Source organism: Pseudomonas sp. GM79, assembly GCF_000282495.1.
In the GTDB taxonomy this organism is placed as follows: domain Bacteria; phylum Pseudomonadota; class Gammaproteobacteria; order Pseudomonadales; family Pseudomonadaceae; genus Aquipseudomonas.
In genome coordinates this window covers 54457-77889 of sequence record NZ_AKJE01000112.1, presented here as the reverse complement: position 1 = coordinate 77889, position 23433 = coordinate 54457, and the positions used below count along the sequence as shown (strand labels likewise).

The window sequence follows — 23433 nt, the reverse complement described above, 5'->3', positions numbered from 1 at the left end:
TTGTTCAGAATGTTTGAAGTATTCGCGAAGCGCGCTTCCACCACGGAGCATTGACTGCACGTCGTGGTTGCTCTCCATCAGGCAGCACGTATGGAACATCCTGCAGCCGAATCCACGGCTGGTTATTCCAGTGCAGCAAACTCAATGACATTTCCGGCCAATTCAGCAGGCTCAGGATCGGGCGTTCGGTTGAGGTGGGTTGCTGGGCGTCTCTGAGCGCTGGGACCACGTCGTGGGTAAGCCATTCGCGCAGGCCTCGGTATTCGGGGCAGTAGTGGTAGATCAGTAACGCGTAAACGCCGGATTCGCTGATGAGCAGTGTGTTTTCGACGGTGCCGTGGATGAGCATATGCAGATTCTGGTGTTGGTCGGGATCGAGTTTGCGTAGCGCTCGTTCGTCGAGGAAGAGGCGGAGCAATCGGCCGAGGTCGCGGGCGCTGAACCAGGGTTGGTTTTCCAGGAGGAGGGCGTGGAGGTGAAGTTTGTGGCGGGTGAAGATGTGTGGGGTCAGATAGTTTTCATCCATGGTGCAGTTCTCGGGGTCGAGTGGAGAAAAACTGCCTCTGATCGTCGCCAAACGAAAAGGGTGGCAGCTGTGCGTGGGTTGGCGAACCGGCGACGCCCGAATTCCGGCAGACCCGAAGGTCTCCCACGCACAGCCGCCATAAATCGAGACGGGAAATTTCCCTGTCCGAATGTGTCGTGCTGCATCGGGGAATCCAGGTCGCCAAACCCAGTGCTGAACATTCAGCATTAGGTGAGCTTAGAAACCGGGGCTTTGCGACGCAATCGGACGGCGGTGGTTTTCTTGTAGGACGTTGCCGGGGTTTTTGAGGGCTTAAAGATCAAAAGATCGCAGCCTTCGGCAGCTCCTACAGGGGTGGTCTGTCCCATGTGGGAGGGCTGGTAGACCGAGGCGACCCCATTCGCGGGCAAGCCCGCTCCCACAGGGGATCGCATTTCACAGAGGAGTTGGTGCGTTACTCGGCAGGTGGATTGAGCTTCGCTTCCAGCTCCGCCACTTTCGCCTCAAGGCTCTCCAACCGTGCGCGGGTGCGTGCCAGTACGACCATCTGGCTGTCGAACTCTTCCCGGCTCACCAGATCCAGCTTGCTGAAGCCGCTCTGCAACAAAGCCTTGAACTGGCTTTCGATTTCGCTTTTCGGCAGTGGGGTATCGCCGCTGAAGAGGCGGGAGGCGGTGCCGCTCAGGGCGTCGAGGAAGTCTTTGGGCGCGAGCATGGGAAATGTTCCTGTCAACAATGGCGGGCAGTGTATCACGCAGTGTCTATAGTCAATCTCGGCAGCAGCGATGCACGCTTTTCGCGCAGTCGAGTGGGCGGCCGCGCACTGTTGTTGTGCGTAACGGTTGTGTCAATCGGGCGAGAGGCTCTTCGGCAGCGGCCAACGTATTGAAATCAATGGATTTTGGATAGATGGCAAGCTTTCTGCTTAGTCGCTGGTGACCCATGCACTGATGCAGTCGCTGTGACGAATGCAGTGCGCCAAGCGGAACGGGGGAAGTTTCGTGCGGAGTGGTTAGCTGGCGTCGGACGGGCAGGTAAGGCCGAACGATGCGTTACAAAGCCAGGCACTGCGCTTAGACTTGAGTCGGGTTTGTTTTCCTGGGGCAAGTCCACCAATTCGGGAGAGAGTTTTCATGAAGCTAGTCACTGCCATCATCAAGCCGTTCAAACTGGACGACGTGCGCGAGTCGCTGTCCGAGATCGGCGTGCAGGGCATTACTGTTACTGAAGTCAAAGGCTTCGGTCGGCAGAAGGGTCACACCGAGCTGTATCGCGGCGCGGAGTACGTGGTCGATTTTCTGCCCAAGGTGAAGATCGATGTCGCCATTGACGACAAGGATCTGGACCGGGTTATCGAGGCGATAACCAAGGCCGCCAACACCGGCAAGATCGGTGACGGCAAGATCTTCGTGGTCAATCTGGAACAGGCGATTCGCATCCGTACCGGCGAAACCGATACCGACGCAATCTAAGCCGCCACAAACCCAACGCCCCAGGAGAAAACAATATGACTCTGCGTAAATTCGCAGGGCTAGGAGCCCTGTTGTCCCTCGTAATGCCCGGCCTGGCCATGGCGGCAGACGAAGTGGCGGCCCCAGTCCTCAATTCCGGCGATACCGCCTGGATGATGACCTCGACAGCCCTTGTGCTGTTCATGACCATTCCCGGCCTCGCGCTGTTCTACGGCGGCATGGTTCGCTCGAAAAACATTCTTTCCGTGATGATGCAGTGCTTCGCCATTACCGGTCTGATCAGCATTCTGTGGGTCATTTATGGCTACAGCATTGCGTTCGACACCACCGGCATGGAGCAGGGCGTCGTCAACTTCAACTCGTTCTTTGGCGGCATGGGCAAGGCGTTCCTCGCCGGTGTCACGCCTTCGAGCCTGACCGGTCCCGCGGCACTGTTCCCCGAGGCGGTCTTCATCACCTTCCAGATGACTTTCGCCATCATCACCCCCGCGTTGATCGTCGGTGCGTTCGCCGAGCGGATGAAGTTCTCCGCCATGCTGATCTTCATGGGCATCTGGTTCACTCTGGTTTATGCACCGATCGCGCACATGGTCTGGTCCGGCAACGGCGGCCTGATGTGGGACTGGGGCGTTCTCGACTTCGCCGGCGGCACCGTGGTGCACATCAACGCCGGTGTGGCCGGTCTGATTGCCTGCCTGGTGTTGGGCAAGCGTAAAGGTTTCCCGACCACCCCGATGGCCCCGCACAACCTCGGCTACACCCTGATGGGCGCCGCGATGCTGTGGTTCGGCTGGTTCGGCTTCAACGCCGGTTCCGCTGCCGCCGCCAACGGCACTGCCGGCATGGCGATGCTGGTCACCCAGATCGCCACCGCTGCTGCGGCGCTGGGCTGGATGTTTGCCGAGTGGATCACTCACGGCAAGCCGAGCGCACTGGGTATCGCCTCGGGTGTGGTGGCCGGTCTGGTTGCAATCACTCCGGCGGCAGGCACCGTGGGCCCGATGGGCGCTCTGGTGATCGGTCTGGCGGCGGGCGTGGTGTGCTTCTTCTGCGCCACCACCCTGAAACGCAAACTCGGTTATGACGATTCCCTGGATGCCTTCGGCGTGCATGGTATCGGCGGTATCCTCGGCGCAATCCTGACCGGCGTGTTCGCAGCACCATCGCTGGGTGGCTTCGGCACCGTTACCGACATCGCTGCTCAAGTCTGGATTCAATGCAAAGGCGTGGGCTTCACGGTGATCTACACCGCGATCGTCACCTTTATCATCCTCAAGGTCCTGGACGCTGTCATGGGGCTGCGTATCACCGAGGAGGAAGAAGCTGTCGGCATTGATCTGGCGCTTCACAACGAACGCGGCTACAACTTGTAAGCACGCGCATGAAAAATTTGCCCGGCTTGCCGGGCATTTTTTTGTCTGGAATTTGTCAGTGAAGGAAGGGCTGAAAGGTTTTTTCATACACGTTCAGTCCCGTTTACGACGGGCGTTTTTCTGCGGCCAATGGCTTACACGATTGAAGGAATATTAGGGTCTTTGTTTTTTTCCAGAGCGCGCTAGAATGCGCCCCGAACGTGCGGAGAACTGTATGTGGCAACAGACTCTGATCACCTTGCGAGCACGGCCCCGAGGCTTTCATCTGGTAACGGACGAATTACTCGCTGGCTTGCCTGAACTCAAGGCGTGTCGGGTCGGTCTGTTGCATTTGTGGCTACAGCATACCTCGGCGTCGTTGACCATCAACGAGAACGCCGATCCGGCGGTACGTCGCGACTTCGAACGATTTTTCAATCGTCTGATCCCACAAGGAACAGACGGCTATGAGCATAACGACGAAGGCCTGGACGACCTCCCGGCGCACTTCAAGGCCAGCGTACTTGGCTGTCAGCTCAGTTTGCCGATCTCGGCAGGCCGACTGGCGTTGGGGACCTGGCAAGGTGTTTATCTGGGCGAGCACCGTGATCATGGCGGTGCCCGTAAAGTCCTCGCCACCGTGCATGGTGAAGGGGCATGAAAACCGCTGGTCACCAGTGGTGGTTGATTTTTTTCCGGCAGCCGTCGACAGACAGCAAAGCTGGGCTATAACTAATCTGCTTTTCGCAAGTCATGAGGTAGAACATGAGCGACGATGATCTGGAAAACGACGACCTCGAAGTAGGCGACGAAGACGAAACCGAAGAAGGCCTTGAAGCGGCGGCAGAAGACGTCGCTGAAGACGACAGCGGTGATGTGGCCGTTCCGACTGCCAAAGGCAAGGCCAAGGCTGCGGTATCGGTCGATGAGCTGCCGAGCGTCGAAGCCAAGAACAAGGAACGCGACGCCCTGGCCAAGGCCATGGAAGAGTTTCTTGCACGGGGCGGCAAGGTGCAGGAAGTGGAGGCCAATGTGGTCGCCGATCCTCCCAAGAAGCCTGATAACAAGTACGGCAGCCGGCCTATCTAAGCGCCTGCTTCTTGCTTGCTGAAAAAGCCCGCCGTCGCTGCGGGCTTTTTCATGGGTGGAATAAAAATCTTGGGCGGGGCGCGATCCAATGTGGGAGCGGGCTTGCTCGCGAAAGCGGTGTGTCAGCCGACATCAAGGGTGGCTGACGGAGCCCCTTCGCGAGCAAGCCCGCTCCCACATTGGATTTGTGTACTTACACAGGATTAGTGTTGGGCATTCCACCGCGCCAACAACCCCGGCAATTCGTTCAGGCTACGAATCTCGGCATCCGGTGCCGTCTGTGCTTCCCATACCTTGCCCGCCGGGTTAAACCAGATTGCCCGCAACCCCGCCTGCTGAGCGCCGGCAATGTCATCGCCGGGATGGTCGCCAATATGCACCGCTGTTTCGGCGGTTGCCCCGCCACGCTGCAGCGCTTCATGAAACAGTCGCGCATCCGGCTTGGCAATGCCGATGTCTTCGGCGCACAGGGCAAACTTGAAGTAATCCGCCAGCCCCAACCGACGCACATCGGCATTGCCATTGGTCACCACGCCAAGCGCATAGTGATTGGCCAGAACCTCCAGGGTCGGTTGCACCTCCGGGAAGATCTCCAGCTGATGCCGCGCATGCAGAAACACTTCAAAACCCTGATCGGCCAGGTCGGATGCTTCGATATGTCCATAACCGGCTTCTTCTAGCGCATGGAACAACACCCGCCGACGCAGGGCACTGATGCGGTGCTTGAGGTTCGGTTCGCTGCTCAGCACGCGCTCGCGAATCGACCACAGGTGTTCCACCGGTACCGCGCCCAGGTTCGGTGCATGCTCGGTCAGCCATTCACGCAAAATGACTTCGGCGCTGGCGATCACCGGGGCGGTGTCCCACAGGGTGTCGTCGAGATCGAAGGTGATCAATTGGATGGTCATGAATCATCGCCTTTAATGCGTTTGGCCCGTGGATGGGCGCTGTCGTAGACCGTCGCCAGGTGCTGGAAGTCCAGGTGGGTGTAAATCTGGGTGGTCTTGATGTCCGAGTGGCCAAGCAGTTCCTGCACCGCCCGCAAGTCCTGAGAGGACTCCAGTAAATGACTGGCGAAGGAGTGCCGCAACATGTGCGGGTGCAGATTCTGCCCCAGTTCGCGCTCGCCGGCAGCCTTGACCCGTACCTGAATCGCCCGTGGACCGAGACGCCGGCCTTGCTGGCTGACAAACACTGCGTCGTCCGCCGGGTTGGTCATTGCCCGCAAAGGCAACCATAGCTCCAGCGCTTCGCGAGCCTTTTTGCCCACTGGCAACAGTCGAGTCTTGCTGCCCTTGCCGAGCACCTGGACCATGCCGTCAGCCAGATCCAGCTGATCAAGGTTGAGCCCGGTCAGTTCGGAAAGGCGCAAGCCGGAGGAATAGAACAGTTCCAGAATCGCCTGATCCCGACGCGCCAGAAAATCATCCTCTACCGCACCCTCAAGCAGTTGCAGCGCGCGGTCGGTGTCGAGGGTTTTCGGCAGGCGGCGCTCGCCCTTGGGCGGCGCCAGGCCATTGGCCGGGTCGTGATCGCACAGACCTTCGCGGTTTAGATAGTGATAGAGCCCGCGTACTGCCGAGAGCAGTCGCGCCAGGCTGCGGGACGATTGGCCTTGGGCATGCAGGCGAGCGATCAGGCTGCGCAAGCGCTGGATGTCCAGTGCGGCCCAGCTGTCGATGTTCTGTTTGACGCACCAGCCCAGCACTTTATCGAGGTCGCGGCGGTAGGCGTACAGCGTGTGAGGCGACACCTGCCGCTCACTGCGCAGGTGTTCGCAGTAAGCGTCCAGTTGTCGTTCCATGGTCAGCGTACCGAGCGCAAGGAGCTGTTGACCCGTGGCAGCACGCGGCCCATGACTTCGGCGATGTAACTCAAAAACAGCGTGCCCACCGAACTCTTGTAGTGCTGCGGATCACGGCTGGCGATGGCCAGGACGCCGTGGATGCCCTGGTGGCAGATGGCGACGACGGCGGTGGAGCCGATCTGCTTGCGCTGTTCTTCGCCGAACAGGAAGTCCAGTTCATGCTCGCGCAGGCTGCCGCTGACGCTTTTGTCTTCCGAGAGCAAGCCGCCGATGGCCGTTTGCGCTTCGGCATGCGTCACCCAGCGACCCACCGGCATCGGGTTGTCGCCCAGCAGGATCAGGCTGACGAAGGGCACCTGGAAGTCCTGGCGCAGGCTGTCTTCAACGCTGATCACCACATCTTCCAGGCTGGTGGCGTCCATCAGCGCGAGAATCAGGCGGCGGGTCTTGTCGAAGAGTCGATCGTTGTCCCGGGCCACGTCCATCAAGTGCGAAAGGCGATGACGCAACTCGATATTGCGGTCGCGCAGAATCGTCATCTGGCGTTCGACCAGCGAAATGGTGTCGCCGCGCTGGTGCGGAATTCGCAGGGCCGGGAGTAGTTCTTCGTGCTCGATGAAGAAATCCGGATGAGCCTCCAGGTACGCGGCAATCGCCGCCGCCTCAAGGCTTTCGGAAGGGGATTCGTCGGGCTGTAGGGCGGGAACCTGGGGCTTGTCGGTCATGGATTTGGCTCACTCAAAGACGCACTTGTCCTTCGTATACGCGCACTGCCGGGCCGGTCATCATGACCGGTTGGCCTGGGCCTGCCCATTCAATGGACAGACGCCCGCCGGGCAGGTCGATCAATAGCGGCGAATCCATCCACCCCTGGCTGATCGCGGCCACTGCGGCAGCACAGGCGCCGGTTCCGCATGCCTGGGTTTCCCCGGCCCCGCGTTCCCAGACGCGCAACTGCGCACGGCTCCGGTCGATGACCTGGAGAAAACCGACATTGACCCGTGCCGGGAAGCGTGGGTGATGTTCGATTTTCGGCCCCAGTTCATGCACCGGTGCGTTGTTGATGTCGCTGACCCGCAACACGGCATGGGGGTTGCCCATGGACACCGCGGCCAGTTCGACCGTGGTGCCGTCGACGTCGACCTGATAGCTCAGGGCCTGGTTCGGGGCTTCGAACGGAATCTCGGCCGGCACCAGGCGCGGGGCGCCCATGTTGACGCTGATCTGGCCATCGTTGCGGATGTCCAGTTCGATGATGCCGCTTTTGGTCTCGACGCGAATCAGCCGCTTGGCGGTCAGGCGCTTGTCGAGCACGAAGCGGGCGAAGCAGCGCGCACCGTTACCGCACTGTTCCACTTCGGAGCCGTCGGCGTTGAAGATCCGATAGCGGAAATCCACGTCCGGGTTGCTCGGCGCCTCAACGATGAGCAACTGGTCGAAGCCGATGCCGGTGTGCCGATCGCCCCAAAGCTTTGCGTGCTTGGGCAGGATGTGCGCGTGCTGGCTGACCAGGTCGAGGACCATGAAATCATTGCCCAGGCCGTGCATCTTGGTAAAACGCAGCAGCATGGTTTTACTCCGGCAGCAGGCTTTCGCCAGCAAACAACTCGGCTACCGTCTCACGGCGACGCACTTCAAATGCCTGATCACCGTCCACCAACACTTCAGCGGCGCGGCCACGGGTGTTGTAGTTGGAACTCATGACAAACCCATAGGCACCGGCCGAATGCACGGCCAGCAGGTCGCCTTCTTCCAGGGCCAGCTGACGATCCTTGGCCAGGAAGTCGCCGGTTTCGCAGATCGGGCCGACGATGTCGTAGGCGCGAGCGGCGCTGTTGCGCGGGCGCACGGCGGTGACGTCCATCCAGGCTTGATACAGCGCCGGGCGGATCAGGTCGTTCATGGCCGCGTCGACGATGGCGAAGTCTTTGTGCTCGGTATGCTTGAGGTACTCGACCTGGGTCAGCAGCACGCCGGCGTTGGCGACGATGAAACGGCCCGGCTCGAATACCAGCGCCAGGTCACGACCGTCTAGACGCTCGCGCACGGCTTTGATGTAGTCGGCAGCCAATGGCGGCTCTTCATCGCGATAACGCACGCCCAAACCGCCGCCGAGATCGATGTGGCGCAGGTAGATGCCGCAATCGCCGAGACGGTCGACCAGGCCCAGCAGGCGGTCAAGGGCGTCGATGAACGGCGGCAGGGTGGTCAGTTGCGAACCGATGTGGCAATCGACGCCGACCACTTCCAGGTTAGGCAGTTGTGCGGCGCGGACGTACACGTCCTCTGCGTCGGCGATGGCGATGCCGAACTTGTTCTCTTTAAGACCAGTGGAAATGTACGGGTGGGTGCCAGCGTCGACATCCGGGTTCACGCGCAGCGAGATCGGCGCGCGAACGCCCAGCTCGGCGGCCACTACTTGCAGGCGTTCGAGCTCATCGGTGGACTCGACGTTGAAGCAGTGCACGCCGACTTCCAACGCACGACGCATGTCGTCACGGGTCTTGCCGACACCGGAGAACACGATCTTGTCAGCAGTGCCGCCGGCGGCCAGTACGCGTTCCAGTTCGCCACGGGAAACGATGTCGAAACCGGCGCCCAAACGCGCCAGGACATTCAGTACACCCAGGTTGGAATTGGCCTTGACCGCAAAGCAGACCAGGTGTGGCACGCCGGCCAGCGCATCGGCGTAAGCCAGGTACTGGGCTTCGATGTGGGCACGGGAGTAAACGTAGGTCGGTGTACCAAAGCGCTCGGCGATGGCGGACAGGGCAACACCTTCCGCGAACAGCTCACCGTCACGGTAGTTAAAAGCGTCCATGGCGTTCCCTTATTGGTAGACGTCGTGCTTGTGGGCTTTCGACGGAGTCTGCTGCGACGATTTGGCTTGCTCTGCAGGGTCTTGATTTTCATCGGGCAGGTACAGCGGGCCTTTTTGACCACAGGCCGATAATAAGCTGACAAAAGCGACGAGCGAAGCGAGCGCAGCAAGGGAAGAGATCAGGCGCTTCATGGCGAAATCCTTGAAAATGCGTTAATTGCGCCGGAGTATACCGGCCACCCGGCAGCTTGCCTATGCGACGGGCCTCCCGTCCGGCGGGCCTTCGCCGGATGCCGGTAAGTTAGGTGCAGTCCATTGTGGGAGCGGGCTTGCTCGCGAATGCGGTGGTTCAGTCAACAAACATGTTGGATGTGCTGGCCCCTTCGCGAGCAAGCCCGCTCCCACAGGTACAGCGCTACCATATCGATATCGACGCTTGATCGTTATCCTTTGCAATCACCAGAGCTCGCCCGTATCTTGCGGCGCTTGAGCGTGAGTAGACACTTTTTGAGGTTCCCGCAATGAGTTTGACCGAAGCCCGTTTCCACGATCTGGTCGATGCCACCCAGCAGACGCTGGAGGATATTTTTGACGAGTCTGACCTGGATATCGATCTGGAGAGCTCGGCCGGTGTGCTCACCGTCAAGTTCGAAAACGGCACCGCGCTGATCTTCAGTCGCCAGGAACCGTTGCGGCAGCTGTGGCTGGCGGCGGTGTCCGGCGGCTTCCACTTCGACTACGACGAAGAGAGCAAACGCTGGATGTGCGACAAGAGCGACGAGCAACTGGGCGAAATGCTCGAGCGCATCGTCAAGCAGCAAGCCGACGTCGAACTCGATTTCGAAGGCCTGTGAGATCGTGACCCAGCCCGCTCCCGTTCGTCCGCCCAAACCGCTTTACAGCAATGTCAGCCCGGCGGTGCCGTCGCCGTGCAGCGGTGTGTGTCGGCTGGATGAGCAGAAGGTTTGTCTGGGGTGTTTTCGCCATGTCGAAGACATTCGCGAATGGCGCTCAGCGGATGATGAGCGGCGGCGGGTGATTTGTGCATCGGCCCTCGACCGCAAGACTAAAGGCTAACCAGGCCCCTGTAGGAGCTGCCGAAGGCTGCGATCTGTTGATCTTTATAAGTCGCGCCGACGGAAGATCAAAAGATCGCAGCCTTCGGCAGCTCCTACGCCGGCCGTGGGGCCTTCGGGTCATGACTTGTATATTTATTGAGCTGTGATAGTGTCCAGAGACGCCTCAACCCATCGAGGCTCGTGAAAACCCCGCCTTTTTCTGGCGGGGTTTTGCTTTTTTCGTGCAGAAGAAAGGAGTCTGCCCTGATCATGACCGCACCTTCCATCACCCTTACCCGTCTGGACGTGCAACGTCTGGAGCGCCTGATCGACAGCCTGGATGACACGCTGCCGGGCGTTATCGCGCTGCAAACCGAACTGGATCGCGCCGATACCCTGGTCGGTCACGATGAAGTGCCCGCCGATGTCGTGACCATGAATTCACGTGTGCATTGCCGTGAAGAGAGCAGCGGCAAGGACTATCACCTGACCCTGGTTTACCCCAAGGATGCCAACGCCGACGAAGGCCGGATTTCCATTCTGGCGCCGGTGGGCAGTGCTTTGCTGGGCCTGAAAGTCGGTCAGCACATCGACTGGCCGGCACCGGGCGGCAAGACCCTCAAACTGACTTTGCTGGAAGTCGAATCGCAACCTGCCAATGGCGGCGCCTTCCCGGAGTGACATCCCTTCAGACCTGCTCGAGCGCCTCGTTCAGTGCGCGCTCCAGGTCGGCCTTGTAGCGCAGATACAGATGGCTTGAACCCTGACCATCACCGAGCAGGCCCGACAGGTCCAGGTCGGTGATGTAGCAGCGATAGCGTTCAGTCTCGCGGCGCTGCTCGACGATTTCCCGGGCGACTACGCTGAACAGTTCGTCGCCATGTTCCAGCTCTGAAAATTCCCGCTGATTGCAATACAACGTGACCTGCACCTGCCCTGGTGCGGCTTTGCCGACGATGGCCTGCACGTCATAGTACGGTTTGTTGACCGGGGTTTGCGGTGCCGGCCGGGCTTCTACCCGGCGCGCCCGCGCGGAGCCTGAAGGCAACAACTGGTAATACAAAGTCTCCAGACTCAGTGGCTGGGCGGCGTCCATCGGCAGCAAGGCATCGCGCCGGTACTGGATCGATTGCAGGAAGCGTTGCAGCGGCACCAGCAGGCTTTGTTCGTCGTGATAGGGCAAGCGTTGCTGCCACAGGGCATTGAATTCATCCAGTACATACACATCGGCCTGGTGTTCGTTAATCCGGTAGAACACCTGAACGCAGTCGGGTTGCCCCATGGGCAGGATCAGCGCCAGGTCATGGTCTTCCAGTGCCATCGGGTCGAGATGAAACGGGCTGTAGCTCGCTAGTTCTTCGCCGAGGTAATCGAACAGCGCCGGCAGGGTGGCGAGGGCAATGTGATTGACCTGGCCGGGCACCAGCTCCAGCACGTGGTAGTGCTGCTGGACCTGAATCAGGTAACGATGATTGAGTTTGCTCAGCAGCAGGTTCTGCGCGGTGTCGAGGATTTCTTCGACCCGCCGGGCAATGAATTGTGCGCGGTTGTGACAGAAGCAACGCACCCGCAGCTTGGGCTGTTGTGGCCCGTCCGGCAGATTGTTGAGGTAATCGCGCAGGCAGTCGAGCAGGGCGTGGGGGGCGTCAAAACGGCTGACCAGCACCTCGTTCCAGCTATTGAGTGTGACCTGATCCAGGGTCAGCACCAGGTTTTCCCGCACGCCGGCGTAGCTCAGCGAGTCGGTGCGCTCGGTGGTCATCAGGATGTTCAGGTCGCGATGGTGCTTGAGCGGGTCGATGCCGACGTTCACCAGAATCAGTACTTCGCTCGGCACACTGGCGCGCAGCAAAGGCTCTTCGGCGACAGTGGTCAGGGGCAGGGCGATGCTTTGTTGCAGGCTGCCAAGCAGGTTGAACAGTTCGAACTCGCTCAAGTCGCTGGTGCCGGGGTGCAGGGCCAGGCGGGTGCTGCTGTCGATCACGCCGTTGCGGTGGCACCAGGTGAGCAGTTCCAGCAGCTGGCGGCTGCGCTTGATTGGCGCGAAATGCTCCCATTCGTGGGCGGCCAGGCTGCCGTTGTACAAACCCCATTGGGTTTGCCCCGGTTCTTTCTTGTTTGGCGCCTGCACCAGCGTCAAGGTGTCTTCGGCCAGATCAGGGGCGATGCCCGGGTTGATGAATTCGACCTTGTCGGCCTTGCGCTCGAAGGCTGCGTACAACCGCCGGCCCAACACATTGAGGTCGCGCTTGTTGATCAGGCTGACGGTCTGCTCGTTGCGGGCAAACTGCGTCAGGAAGCGATAGCTGTAGTTCAGTTCGCCAACCAGGGTTCGGCGTTCGGCGCTGACCTGGCGGACTTTCCACTGGCTGCGGCTGTCGAGCAATGCGAGCTGACGCTGATCCCACTGCCATTCGTTGGCCAGGCGTTCGAGCAATGAACGCTGCCAGCTCTGGGTGCGCCCGCTGCTGCCGGTGAGCTTGCGGTTGACCTTCAGGTACAGCGCGCGGCGTACCAGCTCCAGGCGTTCCGGTTCGCCCCGGGCCGTGAGGTATTCCTCGATGCGCCGGTAAACCACGACGTATGGATCCAGTTCGTCGAGGTCCAGTCGATTGGCAAACACCGCCTGCTTGAAACGCAGGCTCAGGCACTGGACCTTGGGGTGTTCGCTGGCGTACACCTCGGTCAGCAGCAGTTTGAGCACTGATTTGTACGGTGACTCGATGCCCTTGAACAATTGCCAGAGCCCGGCACCGATGAATTCCCCGGGCGGGATGTACGCCAGATGTCCCAGGTCCAGGGTTTCGTCGGCACGGATGAATCGCTTGGAAAGCAGCGTGTGGGTGTAACGGTCGTACGCGGCCTCCTCGTAAACCGGCACCAGCCACCAGATGGGTGTGCGGCCAGCCAGCCAGATCGCGGTGCGGTAGAACTCGTCCAGCAGCAGGTAGTGCTGGGTGGTGCCGCAGTCTTCCGAACTCAGTTGGGTATCGCGCTCGCCGAGCACGAAGCGAGCAGGGTCGATCAGGAAGAAATGTGCCTCGGCACCCTGGCTGGCGGCCCATATCTCAAGCAACTGGCATTTCTTGCGCAGCTCTGTGAGCTCGCTTTCGCTCAAGTCCGGCCCGTGACAGACCCAGACGTCCATATCGCTCTGATCGGCTTGAGCCAGGGTGCCGAGGCTGCCCATCAGGAACAGGCCGTGAATCGGTCGCGGCGGGTTGCTGCCGTGGCGTGGCTTGTAGGAAAACGAGCGGGTCAGGCGCTGGGCTTCAGCGAGGGTATTGGCGTCAGGTTCGAAATTCGACAGCCCGGCCGGGGTGCTACCCGAAACGTAACCTGGCAACAACGGATGATTGACATGGAAAAACAGCGGCAGCAGGGTCAGCACCGTTTGCTGGCGGGTCGACAACCCTTCCATGGCGCGGGCCATGCGGCCCTCGTTGAGCTTCAGAAAACGGGCGCGCAGCTGGCTGAGAACCTTGCGGTCGATTCCCTCGTCCAGATCGGGGCGGATTTCATGGGTGCGGGTCATGTCAGCTCAATCCGGCTCGCGGGGCTCGGACGTGGTGGGCTCGGGATGAGGGGCAGTTTAGCGCCTCGGCCCCGGGACTTTTAAGCTGATTTTGTATTTCTGGCGTCAGGTTTCTATCGTACAGCGACAGCGGGCACCAAAGTGTGCCCGCGGAAATCCCGTGACAGAGGTTTCCGTGGGCGATGCGGTGAGGCTCAGGCTGTTTCGCGCACGGACAGAATGGTTAGAACGGTTTGCACATTTTGTGCAGCGTCACGCCCCAGGCTGGTCAGATAACCGCCATCGGGCTGGGTGATCAATTCTTTATCGAACAGTCTTTGGGCAGCGGCAATGGCTTTCGGGGCAGCGGTCTGATGAATTTTCAAACCTTCCTGGGAACTGTCCAGGTTGAAGAGGGCGAGGATTTCCAGTTCGGCAACCAACTCAGGGGTAAGCGACATAGGGACTCCAGACTTTCTAGGAATTAGACGATAGCGCTCCTAAGGTGATCCCACTCGCGCAGCATGTCCAGTGCTCGTAACAGGGTTTTTTCGCCTTGGGGGGCATTCCCCGGTGGGTGGTGCAGGTAGCGGGGGTGGTTTCTGTAGGAGCGAGGCTTGCCCGCGAAGAACGGTGACGCGATTTTGCAGATAGACCGCGGTGAGTCCTTCGCGGGCAAGCCTCGCTCCTACAGGGGAGGGGTGTTGGCTTATTTCTTTTCCGGTGGCAACTCTGGCAGAGCGCGCAGCGCAGTTTCGTACCATTCGCTGTTGAACGGGCGGTCTTCTTCGAGGATTGCGTCGATTTCCACCGCCAGCACGTGGGCCATCAGGTTGAGGATTTCCTCACGCTCGTAACCCACCAGGGTCAGCTTGTTGAAGGTCGCCTTGGCCGCTGGCGGGTTATCGCTTTCTATCTGGTTCTCGATGGCTTCGATCAGGGTGTTTTCGGCGAACTCTTCTTCGTCGATCTCGATATCAGTTGGCTCGCTCATGGCAGGCTCCTCAAGTTAAGGCGGCCAGTTTACCTGCATTCAGCGCTGTGATGCTGCTGGCAAGAAGTGCCCGGGCGTTCTATAACTGGCGCTGCCAACCCCTTGCACGGCCTGGAGGCTATGTAATGCTCAAGCTTTATGGATTTTGCGTCAGCAACTACTACAACATGGTCAAGCTGGCGTTGCTGGAGAAGGGACTGCCGTTTGAAGAGGTGCCGTTTTACCCGGGCACTACCCCCGAGACGCTAGCCATCAGCCCACGCGGAAAGGTTCCAGTGCTGGGCGTCGAACAAGGTTTCATCAATGAAACCAGCGTGATTCTCGAGTACCTCGAGCAGAGCCAGAAAGGCACGCCGCTGCTACCCAGTGATCCGTTCGAACGGGCGCAGGTGTTGGCGCTGGCCAAGGAGATCGAGCTGTACATCGAGTTGCCGGGCCGCGCGTGCTATGCCGAGGCGTTCTTCGGTATGGCCGTGCCGGACGCGATCAAAGAGAAAACCAAGGCCGAGTTGCTGCTGGGCTTTGCTGCCCTGAGCAGGCATGGCAAGTTCGCCCCCTATGTGGCGGGTGACAGCCTGAGCGTGGCCGATCTGTATTTCCTCTACAGCGTGCCGTTGGCGCGTGCCGTGGCGCAGAAGCTGTTTGATATCGATCTGTTGGCCGAGATGCCGGCGGCCAGGGCGCTGCTGGAGCGTCTGGAGCAGAATCCGCATGTGCAGCGGATCGCAAAGGACAAGGACGCGGCGATGCCAGCGTTCCTGGAGATGATCGCGTCCAAAAAGTAGGTTTTGTAGTGCTCTGAAGTCAGTCATCGCGGGCAAGTCGAATCGTCGCACCGCCGCTCCCACAGGTTTCTCTGTCTGCCATAGATTTTGGCCCGTCGGAGATCCTTGTGGGAGCGGGCTTGCCCGCGATGCTTTTAACGGCTGGCGAGCAGCGCCTGGCCGCGAGCAACAGCCTTCTTGACCTGCGCCGGCGCAGTCCCGCCGATATGGTCACGGGCATTCACCGAGCCTTCCAGGGTCAGCACGGCAAATACGTCCTGTTCGATCTGGTCGCTGAACTTGCGCAGTTCTTCCAGGCTCATTTCCGCCAGATCCTTGCCGGTGTCCACGCCATACTTCACCGCATGGCCGACGATCTCGTGGCAATCACGGAACGGCAGGCCACGGCGCACCAGGTAGTCAGCCAGATCAGTGGCGGTGGAGAAACCGCGCAGAGCCGCTTCGCGCATCATCGCGTGTTTCGGCTTGATCGCCGGGATCATGTCGGCAAAGGCTCGCAGCGAATCGCGCAGGGTGTCGGCGGCGTCGAACAGCGGCTCCTTGTCTTCCTGGTTGTCCTTGTTGTAGGCCAATGGTTGGCCTTTCATCAGGGTCAGCAAGCCCATCAATGCGCCGAATACCCGGCCAGTCTTGCCGCGAACCAGTTCCGGTACGTCCGGGTTTTTCTTTTGCGGCATGATCGAGCTGCCGGTGCAGAAACGGTCCGGCAGATCGATGAACTGGAATTGCGCGCTGGTCCACAGCACCAGTTCTTCGGAGAAACGCGACAAGTGCATCATCGCGATGCTCGCGGCCGAGCAGAATTCGATAGCGAAGTCGCGATCGGACACGTTGTCCAGGGAGTTACCGCCGACTGCGTCGAAGCCCAGCAGTTGAGCGGTGTACTCGCGGTCGATCGGGTAAGTGGTGCCCGCCAGCGCGGCGCTGCCCAGCGGCATGCGGTTGGTGCGCTTGCGGCAGTCGACCAGACGCTCGTAGTCGCGGCTGAGCATTTCGAACCAGGCCAGCATGTGGTGCCCGAAGGTCACCGGCTGCGCGGTTTGCAGGTGAGTGAAGCCCGGCATGATGCTGGCGGCTTCGCGCTCGGCCTGCTCCAGCAAGCCTTGTTGCAGGCGGGTGATTTCGCCCAGGATCAGGTCGATCTCGTCACGCAGCCACAGACGGATGTCGGTGGCGACCTGGTCGTTACGGCTGCGGCCGGTGTGCAGCTTTTTACCGGTCACGCCGATGCGGTCGGTCAGACGCGCCTCGATGTTCATGTGTACGTCTTCAAGGTCGATGCGCCAGTCGAACTGGCCGGCCTCGATTTCACCCTGGATGGTGTTCAGGCCATCGATGATGCTGTCGCGCTCGGCATCGGTCAGCACGCCGACCTTGGCCAGCATGCTGGCGTGGGCGATCGAGCCCATGATGTCGTGGCGATACAGGCGCTGGTCGAAGGTGACGGAGGCGGTGAAGCGGGCGACGAAGGCGTCGACGGGTTCACTGAAGCGGCCGCCCCAGGACTGATTGGTCTTGTCAGTGCTCATGAATTCGCTCGTATCGGCTTGAAGAAAGATGGCGTGAAACGCTGACGCGGATAATAACAGGGTTGCCAATCCTGTCGCTGACACTGGTCGACAGGTTTTTTTCTTATCGTGCGACCCCCGCTCGAAGCAAGCGATGCGGAAATTGCGCAACGATATTTCTCAATTGAGCAATATCGTCCCGGCAACCGTCTACAGTTGGACAGAGGATCAGCGCACTTCTCGATGCTGCAGCTGACTATAGAGAGAAGAGGGGTGTTCATATTGTGTATCAGCAAACCCTACGGCGATGCCTCGCCAGTGCGGGCCTGGGCCGCCAGTCACGCGGCAGATAAAAATTTAGCCGCCGGTCTCGCGGCACTTTTTGGCCCTCGCGCTAGTCTTAGCGTGGATCGCGGTGACGGACGTCACTTCACCTGTCTACGCTATCCTTGTGCGAGACTCACGCAGGAATCCAGCGCAATATGAATGTCCTGATCGTTGATGACGAACCCCTGGCCCGCGAGCGCCTGAGCCGAATGGTGGGCGAACTCGAGGGATACAATGTCCTGGAGCCCAGCGCCACGAACGGCGAAGAGGCGTTGGCACTGATCGACAGTCACAAACCGGATATCGTGCTGCTCGATATTCGCATGCCGGGCCTCGATGGCCTGCAAGTGGCTGCACGATTGTGCGAACGCGAAACCCCGCCCGCCGTGGTGTTTTGCACCGGGCCCGATGAATTTGCCGTGGAAGCCCTGCAGGCCAGCGCCGTGGGCTATCTGGTGAAGCCAGTGCGCACAGAACAGTTACACGAAGCATTAAAGAAAGCCGAGCGACCCAATCGCGTCCAGCTCGCGGCCTTGACTCGCCCTGCGGCCGAAACCGGCAGCGGTCCGCGCAGCCACATCAGCGCCCGCACCCGAAAAGGCATCGAGCTGATTCCGTTGGGTCAGGTGGTCTACTTCATTGCCGACCACAAGTACGTCACCTTGCGTCATGAAGGCGGTGAAGTGCTGCTCGACGAACCACTCAAGGCCCTCGAAGACGAATTTGGCGACCGTTTCGTGCGGATCCACCGCAACGCACTGGTGGCTCGCGAACGCATCGAGCGGCTGCAACGCACGCCTTTGGGGCATTTCCAGCTGTTTCTCAAAGGCCTGAACGGCGATGCCCTGATCGTCAGCCGACGCCATGTGGCCGGCGTGCGAAAAATGATGCAACAGCTTTAGGGGCCGGATTTCTACCCTATTACCGGACATTGAGGGCCAGGGAGGCCATGCAGTTTCTGATACAAGTCAAAGCGGATTTGGCTGAGCTGTTATTATCTGCCGTATCTATTCAGTACGGATTGATCCATGTCCTCTCGCGAAATCCGCATCGCCACCCGCAAAAGTGCTCTCGCCCTGTGGCAGGCCGAATACGTCAAGGCTCGTCTGGAAGAGGCCCATCCGGGCCTGCTCGTGACGCTGGTGCCTATGGTCAGTCGCGGCGACAAGCTGCTCGATTCGCCGCTGTCGAAAATTGGCGGCAAGGGCTTGTTCGTCAAGGAGCTGGAAACCGCGCTGCTGGAAAACGCAGCCGACATCGCCGTGCATTCTATGAAAGACGTGCCGATGGACTTCCCCGAAGGCCTCGGTCTGTTCTGCATCTGCGAGCGCGAAGACCCGCGCGATGCCTTTGTCTCCAATACCTACACCAGCCTTGATGAGTTGCCGCCAGGCAGCATCGTCGGCACCTCCAGCTTGCGTCGCCAGGCGCAGTTGCTGACCCGCCGCCCGGACCTGGAAATCCGCTTCCTGCGCGGCAACGTCAACACTCGCCTGGCCAAGCTCGATGCCGGCGAATACGACGCCATCATCCTCGCTGCGGCGGGTTTGATTCGTTTGGGCTTCGAAGACCGCATCACTTCGGCCATCAGTGTCGAAGACAGTCTGCCGGCCGGTGGCCAAGGCGCGGTCGGTATCGAATGCCGTAGCGCCGACACTGAAATCCATGCGCTGCTGGCGCCGCTGCATCATCAGGACACGGCCACTCGCGTTACCGCCGAACGTGCGCTCAACAAACATTTGAATGGCGGCTGCCAGGTGCCAATCGCTTGCTACGCCGTGCTTGAAGGCGAGCAAATCTGGTTGCGCGGGTTGGTGGGTGATCCGGGCGGCGGCCTGTTGCTCAGCGCCGAGGCCCGGGCGCCGCGGGCTGATGCCGAGGCATTGGGTGTGCAAGTGGCTGAAGACCTGCTGAGCCAGGGCGCCGCCGACATTCTGAAAGCAGTCTATGGCGAGGCAGGGCACGAGTGACTGGCTGGCGCCTGTTGCTGACGCGCCCTGCGGATGAATCGGCGGCGCTTGCCCGTGTGCTGGCCGACGCGGGGATTTTCAGCAGCAGCTTGCCGCTTTTGGATATCGAGCCGATTCCTGCCTCTGACACAATGCGCGAAGTGATTCAGAACCTGGAAAACTATTGCGCGGTGATCGTGGTCAGCAAACCGGCCGCCAGAATCGCTGTCAGCCTGCTCAACCAGTACTGGCCGCAACCGCCGGGCCTGAAGTGGTTCAGCGTGGGCGCGGCGACGGCGCAGATTCTCGAGGATAGCGGGCTGGATGTGAGCTTCCCGGTCGACGGCGATGACAGCGAAGCCTTGCTTGAGCTTGCGCTGTTGCGCGAGGCTGTCGCCGGTCCCGATCCGCGAGTGCTGATCCTGCGCGGGGAGGGTGGGCGCGAGTTGCTGGCTGAGCGTTTACGCGAGCTTGGTGCTAGTGTCGAGTATCTGGAGTTGTACCGACGTGGTTTGCCACAGTACCCGTCGGCAACGCTGCCTGACCGGATCAAGGCGGAACGCTTGAACGGGCTGGTGGTCAGCAGTGGACAGGGTTTTGAGCACCTGCACCGATTGGCTGGCGATGCCTGGCCGAGCATGGTGCGGCTGCCGTTGTTTGTTCCAAGCCCCAGGGTCGCCGAGCTGGCACGCGCCGCCGGGGCCCAAACAGTTGTGGATTGTCGTGGCGCCAGTGCCGCGGCCTTGCTGGCGGCGTTACGGGAACACCCCGTGCCCGTTTTCTAATGCAAAGGATGGATACGTGAGCGAAACAGCCTTGCCTAAAGATGACGTCCGGCCCGTGCTTGATGCACCGGCTGATCTACCGGTTGAAACTGCGCCACCTGCTGTTGAGCAGCGCCGAGGCAATGGGTTGGCAATCGTCGCGCTGCTGTTGGGCGCGGCAGGTGTTGCTGTGGGCGGCTGGGGAGTCTGGCAGGTGCGTCACCTGCAAGCCAATAACCAGCAACAGTTGAGTCAGGTTCAGGCGCTGAACGATCAGGCCCAGAGCTTGAAGCTCAACGAACAACGCCTGACGGCTCGCCTCGAGCAAATGCCTGCCGCCGAGGAACTCGACGCACGCAGTCGTCTGGTCACGCAACTCCAAGGCGATCAGCAACGTCTGAATCAACGTCTGGAAACCGTCCTCGGCGCGAGCCGCAAGGACTGGCGTCTGGCCGAAGCCGAGCACTTGCTGCGCCTGGCCAGCCTGCGTCTGTCGGCATTGCAGGACATCAGCAGCGCCCAGGCTCTGGTGCAAGGCGCCGACGAAATTCTTCGTGAACAGAACGACCCCGGGGCTTTCGCCGCTCGCGAGCAAGTGGCCAAAACCCTGGTGGCCCTGCGCAGTACCGAACAGCCGGATCGCACCGGGTTGTTCCTGCGACTGGGTGCCTTGCGCGACCAGGTGATCAACCTCACCGAGTTGGCACCTGAGTACAAGGACCGTGGCGAATCCCTGCTGGGCCTGACCGCTGATGGAGACGGCGCCAGTCGCTGGGCGCAATGGTGGGATCAGATCTCGCGTTATATCCGCATCGATTTCAACGCCGACAAGAATGTCCGGCCGTTGCTGGCAGGGCAGAGCTTGAGCCAGGTGCGTCTGGCCCTGAGCCTGGCGCTGGAGCAGGCGCAATGGGCCGCGCTCAACGGCCAGGCCGCGGTTTACACCCAAGCGCTGGCCGAAGCGCGGGACGTGCTCAAGAGCAACTTCAACCCGGACAACCCTCAGAGCAAAGTCATGCTGGAGCAGGTGGCCGAGTTGAGTAAGCAGCCAGTCACGGTGATCACGCCAGATCTGACGGGCACGTTGAGTACGGTCCAGGCCTATCTTGAGCGGCGCAACGTCAACGCCGAGGAGTCGGTGAAACCTCTGGCCAAACCTGCCGCGAGCACGACGCAGGAGGCCATGCCATGAAGCGCCTCTATGTGATCGTGTTCGTGGTCATCGCGGCGGCTGCCGCGCTGGGGTTGGCGATTGCCGAGCATTCTGGCTATGTGCTGATCGCCTACAAAACTTTCCGTTACGAATCGAGCCTGTGGGCAACCCTCGCCCTGGTGGCCGTGCTGTGGCTGGTGTTCTGGGGCATCAAGGCGCTGATCGAGCTGGTGACGACTTCCGGTGGAGTGGTCAATCCATGGTCCCGGCGCAATCGCAGCCGGCGGGTGCAAGTGGCGATAGAACACGGTCAGCTGGATTTGGCCGAGGGCCGCTGGGCCAGTGCGCAGCGTCATCTGTATCGCGCAGCGGAAGCCGAGCGCCAGCCGCTGCTCTACTACCTCGGTGCCGCCCGCGCCGCGAACGAACAAGGTCACTACGAGGAAAGCGACAACCTGCTGGAGCGCGCCCTCGAGCGGCAGCCCCAGGCCGAGCTGGCGATTGCCTTGAACCATGCCCAGTTGCAGACTGACCGCGGCGACACTGAGGGCGCGCTGGTAACCCTGCAAGCCATGCACGAGCGTCATCCTCATAACGTCCAGACCCTGCGCCAGTTGCAGCGCCTGCTTCAGCAGCGGGGCGACTGGTCGGCAGTGATTCGCTTGTTGCCGGAGTTACGCAAGGACAAGGTATTGCCACCGGCCGAACTGGCTGAGTTGGAGCGCCGTGCCTGGGGTGAAAATCTTTCGTTGGCGGCGCAGCGGGAAGAGGACGGAACGGTCGGTTTGCAATCACTCAATCGCGCCTGGCAGCAACTCACCGCCGCTCAGCGCCAGGAACCGCAACTGGTGCTGGCCTATGCCGAGCAATTGCGGCAACTAGGGGCACAGGTCGAGGCCGAGGAGGTCCTGCGTGCAGCCCTCAAGCGCAAATACGACAGCCATCTGGCACGCCTTTACGGGCTGGTTCGCGGCAGCGATGCGGCCAGGCAACTGCACACCGCCGAGGGTTGGCTCAAGGATCATCCCGCCGACCCGAGCCTGCTGCTGACGTTGGGCCGTTTGTGCCTGCAAAGCAGTCTGTGGGGCAAGGCCCGGGATTATCTGGAGAGCAGCCTGCGCGTGCAGCGCAACCCTGAAGCCTGCGCCGAGCTGGCGCGGTTGCTGGCGCAACTGGGTGATACCCAACGCAGTAATCAGCTGTTCCAGGAGGGCTTGGGTCTATTGGACGAGCGCTTGCTGGCGGCACCGCTACCGGTGCCGGCTCACGCCTGATTCCTGCCCCTGTAGCAGCTGGCGCAGCCTGCGTTCGGCTGCGCAGCAGTCGTAAATCAGGCGCCACGGTTTGATCAGGTGGGGCGCGTTAGATGGATGACGACTGCTGCGCAGCCGAACGCCGCCTTCGGCAGCTGCTACAGGGCGGTAATCGCTTCGAATCCGCCACTGTTTCAGCGTTGTAATCCTTCGCCGGCAAAGTCCTACAGAGGACTACATCAAATCCTCTCGACGCTGTCGGGAATTCCCTACACTTCTGGTGAAGTGTCCGTGGGGGCCTGCCTTGAAAGGCTGCTGCGCTTTCCTCTACCGTAACCGCCTGTCTCTACTGTTACGGAAAAGCCATGTCTTTGGCCTGCTCACGCTCCTTGTTTTTCATGGTTTTCATTGCAGGTGCCCTGGCCTTGGGCGTTTCCTATCACCTGGAATATGCGGTCGGCCTCAAGCCGTGCGGGTTGTGCCTGTTGCAGCGGGTTTGCCTGGCGCTGCTGACGGGTGTCTGCCTGGCGGCTTCAGTGCAGGGGCCGGGACGCTTTGGATCCTTCCTGTATTGGTTGCTGGGTCTGTTCTGCAGTCTGGCGGGCACCATCACAGCGTGGCGGCAGGTGGTGTTGCAGAGCGATCCGGTGCATCAGTTATCGACATGTTCGCCTGATCTGGCCGATCTGTTCGCCAGTACGCCCTGGCTTTGTGTCGTGCAGCGAATGTTCAAAGGAACCGCCGATTGCGCGGAAATTTCCTGGACGCTGTTCGACCTGAGCATCCCGGAATGGAGTTTGCTGTTCTTCGTTGCGATGATGATTCTGGGCGGGTATCAGTTGCTGCGCCTTGTCTGGATCGCGTGTCAGCGACCGCTCAGCGGCGAGTCGTCGCACCGGGCATTGGCGGGTGATTAAACACTTGTATGAACTTTATCTCCTGCGTACCTTGAAGCCATAGGCGCGCGGGCATAATCTGGCCCGCACGTGTCATTGGATTTATGTTGCTCGAATGACGCTCTGCCTGGTCGATTCTTGATCTTCAAGTGTGCGACAGGTGTA

At 60.5% G+C, this 23433-nt stretch carries 26 protein-coding genes; 14 read left to right on the top strand and 12 right to left on the bottom strand.

Going from position 1 to position 23433, the window contains the following annotated elements:
* Window positions 1-4: 4 nt before the first annotated feature.
* Window positions 5-526: a BRO-N domain-containing protein gene (locus PMI36_RS01645; protein WP_008076134.1), complete on the bottom strand. Its 522-nt coding sequence runs from the start codon at window positions 524-526 to the stop codon at window positions 5-7.
* A gap of 454 nt (window positions 527-980) precedes the next feature.
* Window positions 981-1241: an accessory factor UbiK family protein gene (locus tag PMI36_RS01650; RefSeq protein WP_008076132.1), complete on the bottom strand. Its 261-nt coding sequence runs from the start codon at window positions 1239-1241 to the stop codon at window positions 981-983.
* A 418-nt stretch (window positions 1242-1659) separates the two neighbouring features.
* On the opposite strand from PMI36_RS01650, the gene glnK reads away from it, so the two are divergent.
* The 4 genes from glnK (at window position 1660) to sutA (ending at window position 4439) form a co-directional block, all read left to right on the top strand.
* Entirely contained in the window at window positions 1660-1998 is a 339-nt protein-coding gene (gene glnK, locus PMI36_RS01655) for a P-II family nitrogen regulator (protein ID WP_002555808.1), read from the top strand.
* A 35-nt stretch (window positions 1999-2033) separates the two neighbouring features.
* The gene (locus tag PMI36_RS01660) at window positions 2034-3371 is read left to right on the top strand and encodes an ammonium transporter (protein ID WP_008007557.1); all 1338 of its coding nucleotides are present in this window, start codon (window positions 2034-2036) and stop codon (window positions 3369-3371) included.
* 214 nt (window positions 3372-3585) lie between these two features.
* Window positions 3586-4011, top strand: coding sequence for a secondary thiamine-phosphate synthase enzyme YjbQ (locus PMI36_RS01665; RefSeq protein WP_007989493.1), 426 nt, complete (start codon window positions 3586-3588; stop codon window positions 4009-4011).
* Window positions 4012-4115: 104 nt separating this feature from the next.
* Window positions 4116-4439: a transcriptional regulator SutA gene (sutA, locus tag PMI36_RS01670; RefSeq protein ID WP_008076129.1), complete on the top strand. Its 324-nt coding sequence runs from the start codon at window positions 4116-4118 to the stop codon at window positions 4437-4439.
* A gap of 203 nt (window positions 4440-4642) precedes the next feature.
* Here sutA and PMI36_RS01675 read toward each other — a convergent pair whose 3' ends face one another.
* The 6 genes from PMI36_RS01675 to lptM are packed head-to-tail and all read right to left on the bottom strand — an operon-like array spanning window position 4643 to window position 9259.
* A complete protein-coding gene (locus PMI36_RS01675) occupies window positions 4643-5347 on the bottom strand; it encodes an HAD family hydrolase (protein ID WP_008076128.1) in 705 nt (234 codons plus the stop codon).
* Window positions 5344-6243 carry a tyrosine recombinase XerC gene (gene xerC / locus PMI36_RS01680; protein WP_008076127.1) on the bottom strand — a complete coding sequence of 300 codons (900 nt, stop codon included), beginning with the start codon at window positions 6241-6243 and terminating at the stop codon, window positions 5344-5346. The genes PMI36_RS01675 and xerC overlap by 4 nt, the downstream gene beginning before the upstream one ends.
* A 2-nt stretch (window positions 6244-6245) precedes the next feature.
* On the bottom strand, window positions 6246-6971 hold the full coding sequence (locus PMI36_RS01685) for a DUF484 family protein (RefSeq protein WP_008076126.1): 726 nt from the start codon (window positions 6969-6971) through the stop codon (window positions 6246-6248).
* A 13-nt stretch (window positions 6972-6984) separates the two neighbouring features.
* Window positions 6985-7815 (bottom strand): diaminopimelate epimerase, encoded by an 831-nt coding sequence (gene dapF / locus PMI36_RS01690; protein WP_008076125.1) that lies wholly within the window; start codon window positions 7813-7815, stop codon window positions 6985-6987.
* A 4-nt stretch (window positions 7816-7819) separates the two neighbouring features.
* Window positions 7820-9067 (bottom strand): diaminopimelate decarboxylase, encoded by a 1248-nt coding sequence (gene lysA / locus PMI36_RS01695; protein ID WP_008076124.1) that lies wholly within the window; start codon window positions 9065-9067, stop codon window positions 7820-7822.
* 9 nt (window positions 9068-9076) lie between these two features.
* Entirely contained in the window at window positions 9077-9259 is a 183-nt protein-coding gene (gene lptM / locus PMI36_RS01700) for an LPS translocon maturation chaperone LptM (RefSeq protein ID WP_007894883.1), read from the bottom strand.
* Between the two features lie 329 nt (window positions 9260-9588).
* On the opposite strand from lptM, the gene cyaY reads away from it, so the two are divergent.
* The 3 genes from cyaY (at window position 9589) to rnk (ending at window position 10806) form a co-directional block, all read left to right on the top strand.
* Complete coding sequence (cyaY, locus tag PMI36_RS01705) at window positions 9589-9921, top strand: iron donor protein CyaY (RefSeq protein WP_008076122.1); 333 nt, start codon at window positions 9589-9591, stop codon at window positions 9919-9921.
* A gap of 4 nt (window positions 9922-9925) precedes the next feature.
* Window positions 9926-10144 carry a DUF1289 domain-containing protein gene (locus PMI36_RS31115; protein ID WP_081499321.1) on the top strand — a complete coding sequence of 73 codons (219 nt, stop codon included), beginning with the start codon at window positions 9926-9928 and terminating at the stop codon, window positions 10142-10144.
* A gap of 251 nt (window positions 10145-10395) precedes the next feature.
* Complete coding sequence (gene rnk, locus PMI36_RS01710) at window positions 10396-10806, top strand: nucleoside diphosphate kinase regulator (RefSeq protein WP_008076120.1); 411 nt, start codon at window positions 10396-10398, stop codon at window positions 10804-10806.
* 7 nt (window positions 10807-10813) lie between these two features.
* Here rnk and PMI36_RS01715 read toward each other — a convergent pair whose 3' ends face one another.
* From PMI36_RS01715 to PMI36_RS01725, 3 genes are all read right to left on the bottom strand, one after another.
* Window positions 10814-13660: a class I adenylate cyclase gene (locus PMI36_RS01715; RefSeq protein WP_008076118.1), complete on the bottom strand. Its 2847-nt coding sequence runs from the start codon at window positions 13658-13660 to the stop codon at window positions 10814-10816.
* A 194-nt stretch (window positions 13661-13854) separates the two neighbouring features.
* Window positions 13855-14100 (bottom strand): TIGR02647 family protein, encoded by a 246-nt coding sequence (locus PMI36_RS01720; protein ID WP_007894898.1) that lies wholly within the window; start codon window positions 14098-14100, stop codon window positions 13855-13857.
* Window positions 14101-14348: 248 nt separating this feature from the next.
* The gene (locus PMI36_RS01725; protein WP_008076105.1) at window positions 14349-14633 is read right to left on the bottom strand and encodes a hypothetical protein; all 285 of its coding nucleotides are present in this window, start codon (window positions 14631-14633) and stop codon (window positions 14349-14351) included.
* 125 nt (window positions 14634-14758) lie between these two features.
* Between PMI36_RS01725 and PMI36_RS01730 the strand changes: the two genes are divergently transcribed.
* On the top strand, window positions 14759-15418 hold the full coding sequence (locus PMI36_RS01730) for a glutathione S-transferase family protein (RefSeq protein ID WP_008076103.1): 660 nt from the start codon (window positions 14759-14761) through the stop codon (window positions 15416-15418).
* Window positions 15419-15552: 134 nt separating this feature from the next.
* On the opposite strand, the gene argH is transcribed toward PMI36_RS01730, so the two are convergent.
* Window positions 15553-16947: an argininosuccinate lyase gene (gene argH, locus PMI36_RS01735; RefSeq protein WP_008076102.1), complete on the bottom strand. Its 1395-nt coding sequence runs from the start codon at window positions 16945-16947 to the stop codon at window positions 15553-15555.
* 461 nt (window positions 16948-17408) lie between these two features.
* Between argH and PMI36_RS01740 the strand changes: the two genes are divergently transcribed.
* The 6 genes from PMI36_RS01740 to PMI36_RS01765 all read left to right on the top strand — a co-directional run bounded on the left by PMI36_RS01740 (window position 17409) and on the right by PMI36_RS01765 (window position 23289).
* The gene (locus PMI36_RS01740) at window positions 17409-18155 is read left to right on the top strand and encodes a LytR/AlgR family response regulator transcription factor (protein ID WP_007899317.1); all 747 of its coding nucleotides are present in this window, start codon (window positions 17409-17411) and stop codon (window positions 18153-18155) included.
* A 126-nt stretch (window positions 18156-18281) separates the two neighbouring features.
* On the top strand, window positions 18282-19223 hold the full coding sequence (hemC, locus tag PMI36_RS01745; RefSeq protein WP_008076101.1) for a hydroxymethylbilane synthase: 942 nt from the start codon (window positions 18282-18284) through the stop codon (window positions 19221-19223).
* On the top strand, window positions 19220-19987 hold the full coding sequence (locus tag PMI36_RS01750) for a uroporphyrinogen-III synthase (protein ID WP_008076100.1): 768 nt from the start codon (window positions 19220-19222) through the stop codon (window positions 19985-19987). Before hemC ends, PMI36_RS01750 begins: the two co-directional genes overlap by 4 nt.
* Window positions 19988-20003: 16 nt before the next feature.
* Window positions 20004-21158 (top strand): uroporphyrinogen-III C-methyltransferase, encoded by a 1155-nt coding sequence (locus PMI36_RS01755; RefSeq protein ID WP_008076099.1) that lies wholly within the window; start codon window positions 20004-20006, stop codon window positions 21156-21158.
* Window positions 21155-22393: a heme biosynthesis protein HemY gene (locus PMI36_RS01760; protein WP_008076098.1), complete on the top strand. Its 1239-nt coding sequence runs from the start codon at window positions 21155-21157 to the stop codon at window positions 22391-22393. Before PMI36_RS01755 ends, PMI36_RS01760 begins: the two co-directional genes overlap by 4 nt.
* A 344-nt stretch (window positions 22394-22737) precedes the next feature.
* Window positions 22738-23289: a disulfide bond formation protein B gene (locus tag PMI36_RS01765; protein ID WP_008076097.1), complete on the top strand. Its 552-nt coding sequence runs from the start codon at window positions 22738-22740 to the stop codon at window positions 23287-23289.
* Window positions 23290-23433 lie beyond the last annotated feature (144 nt).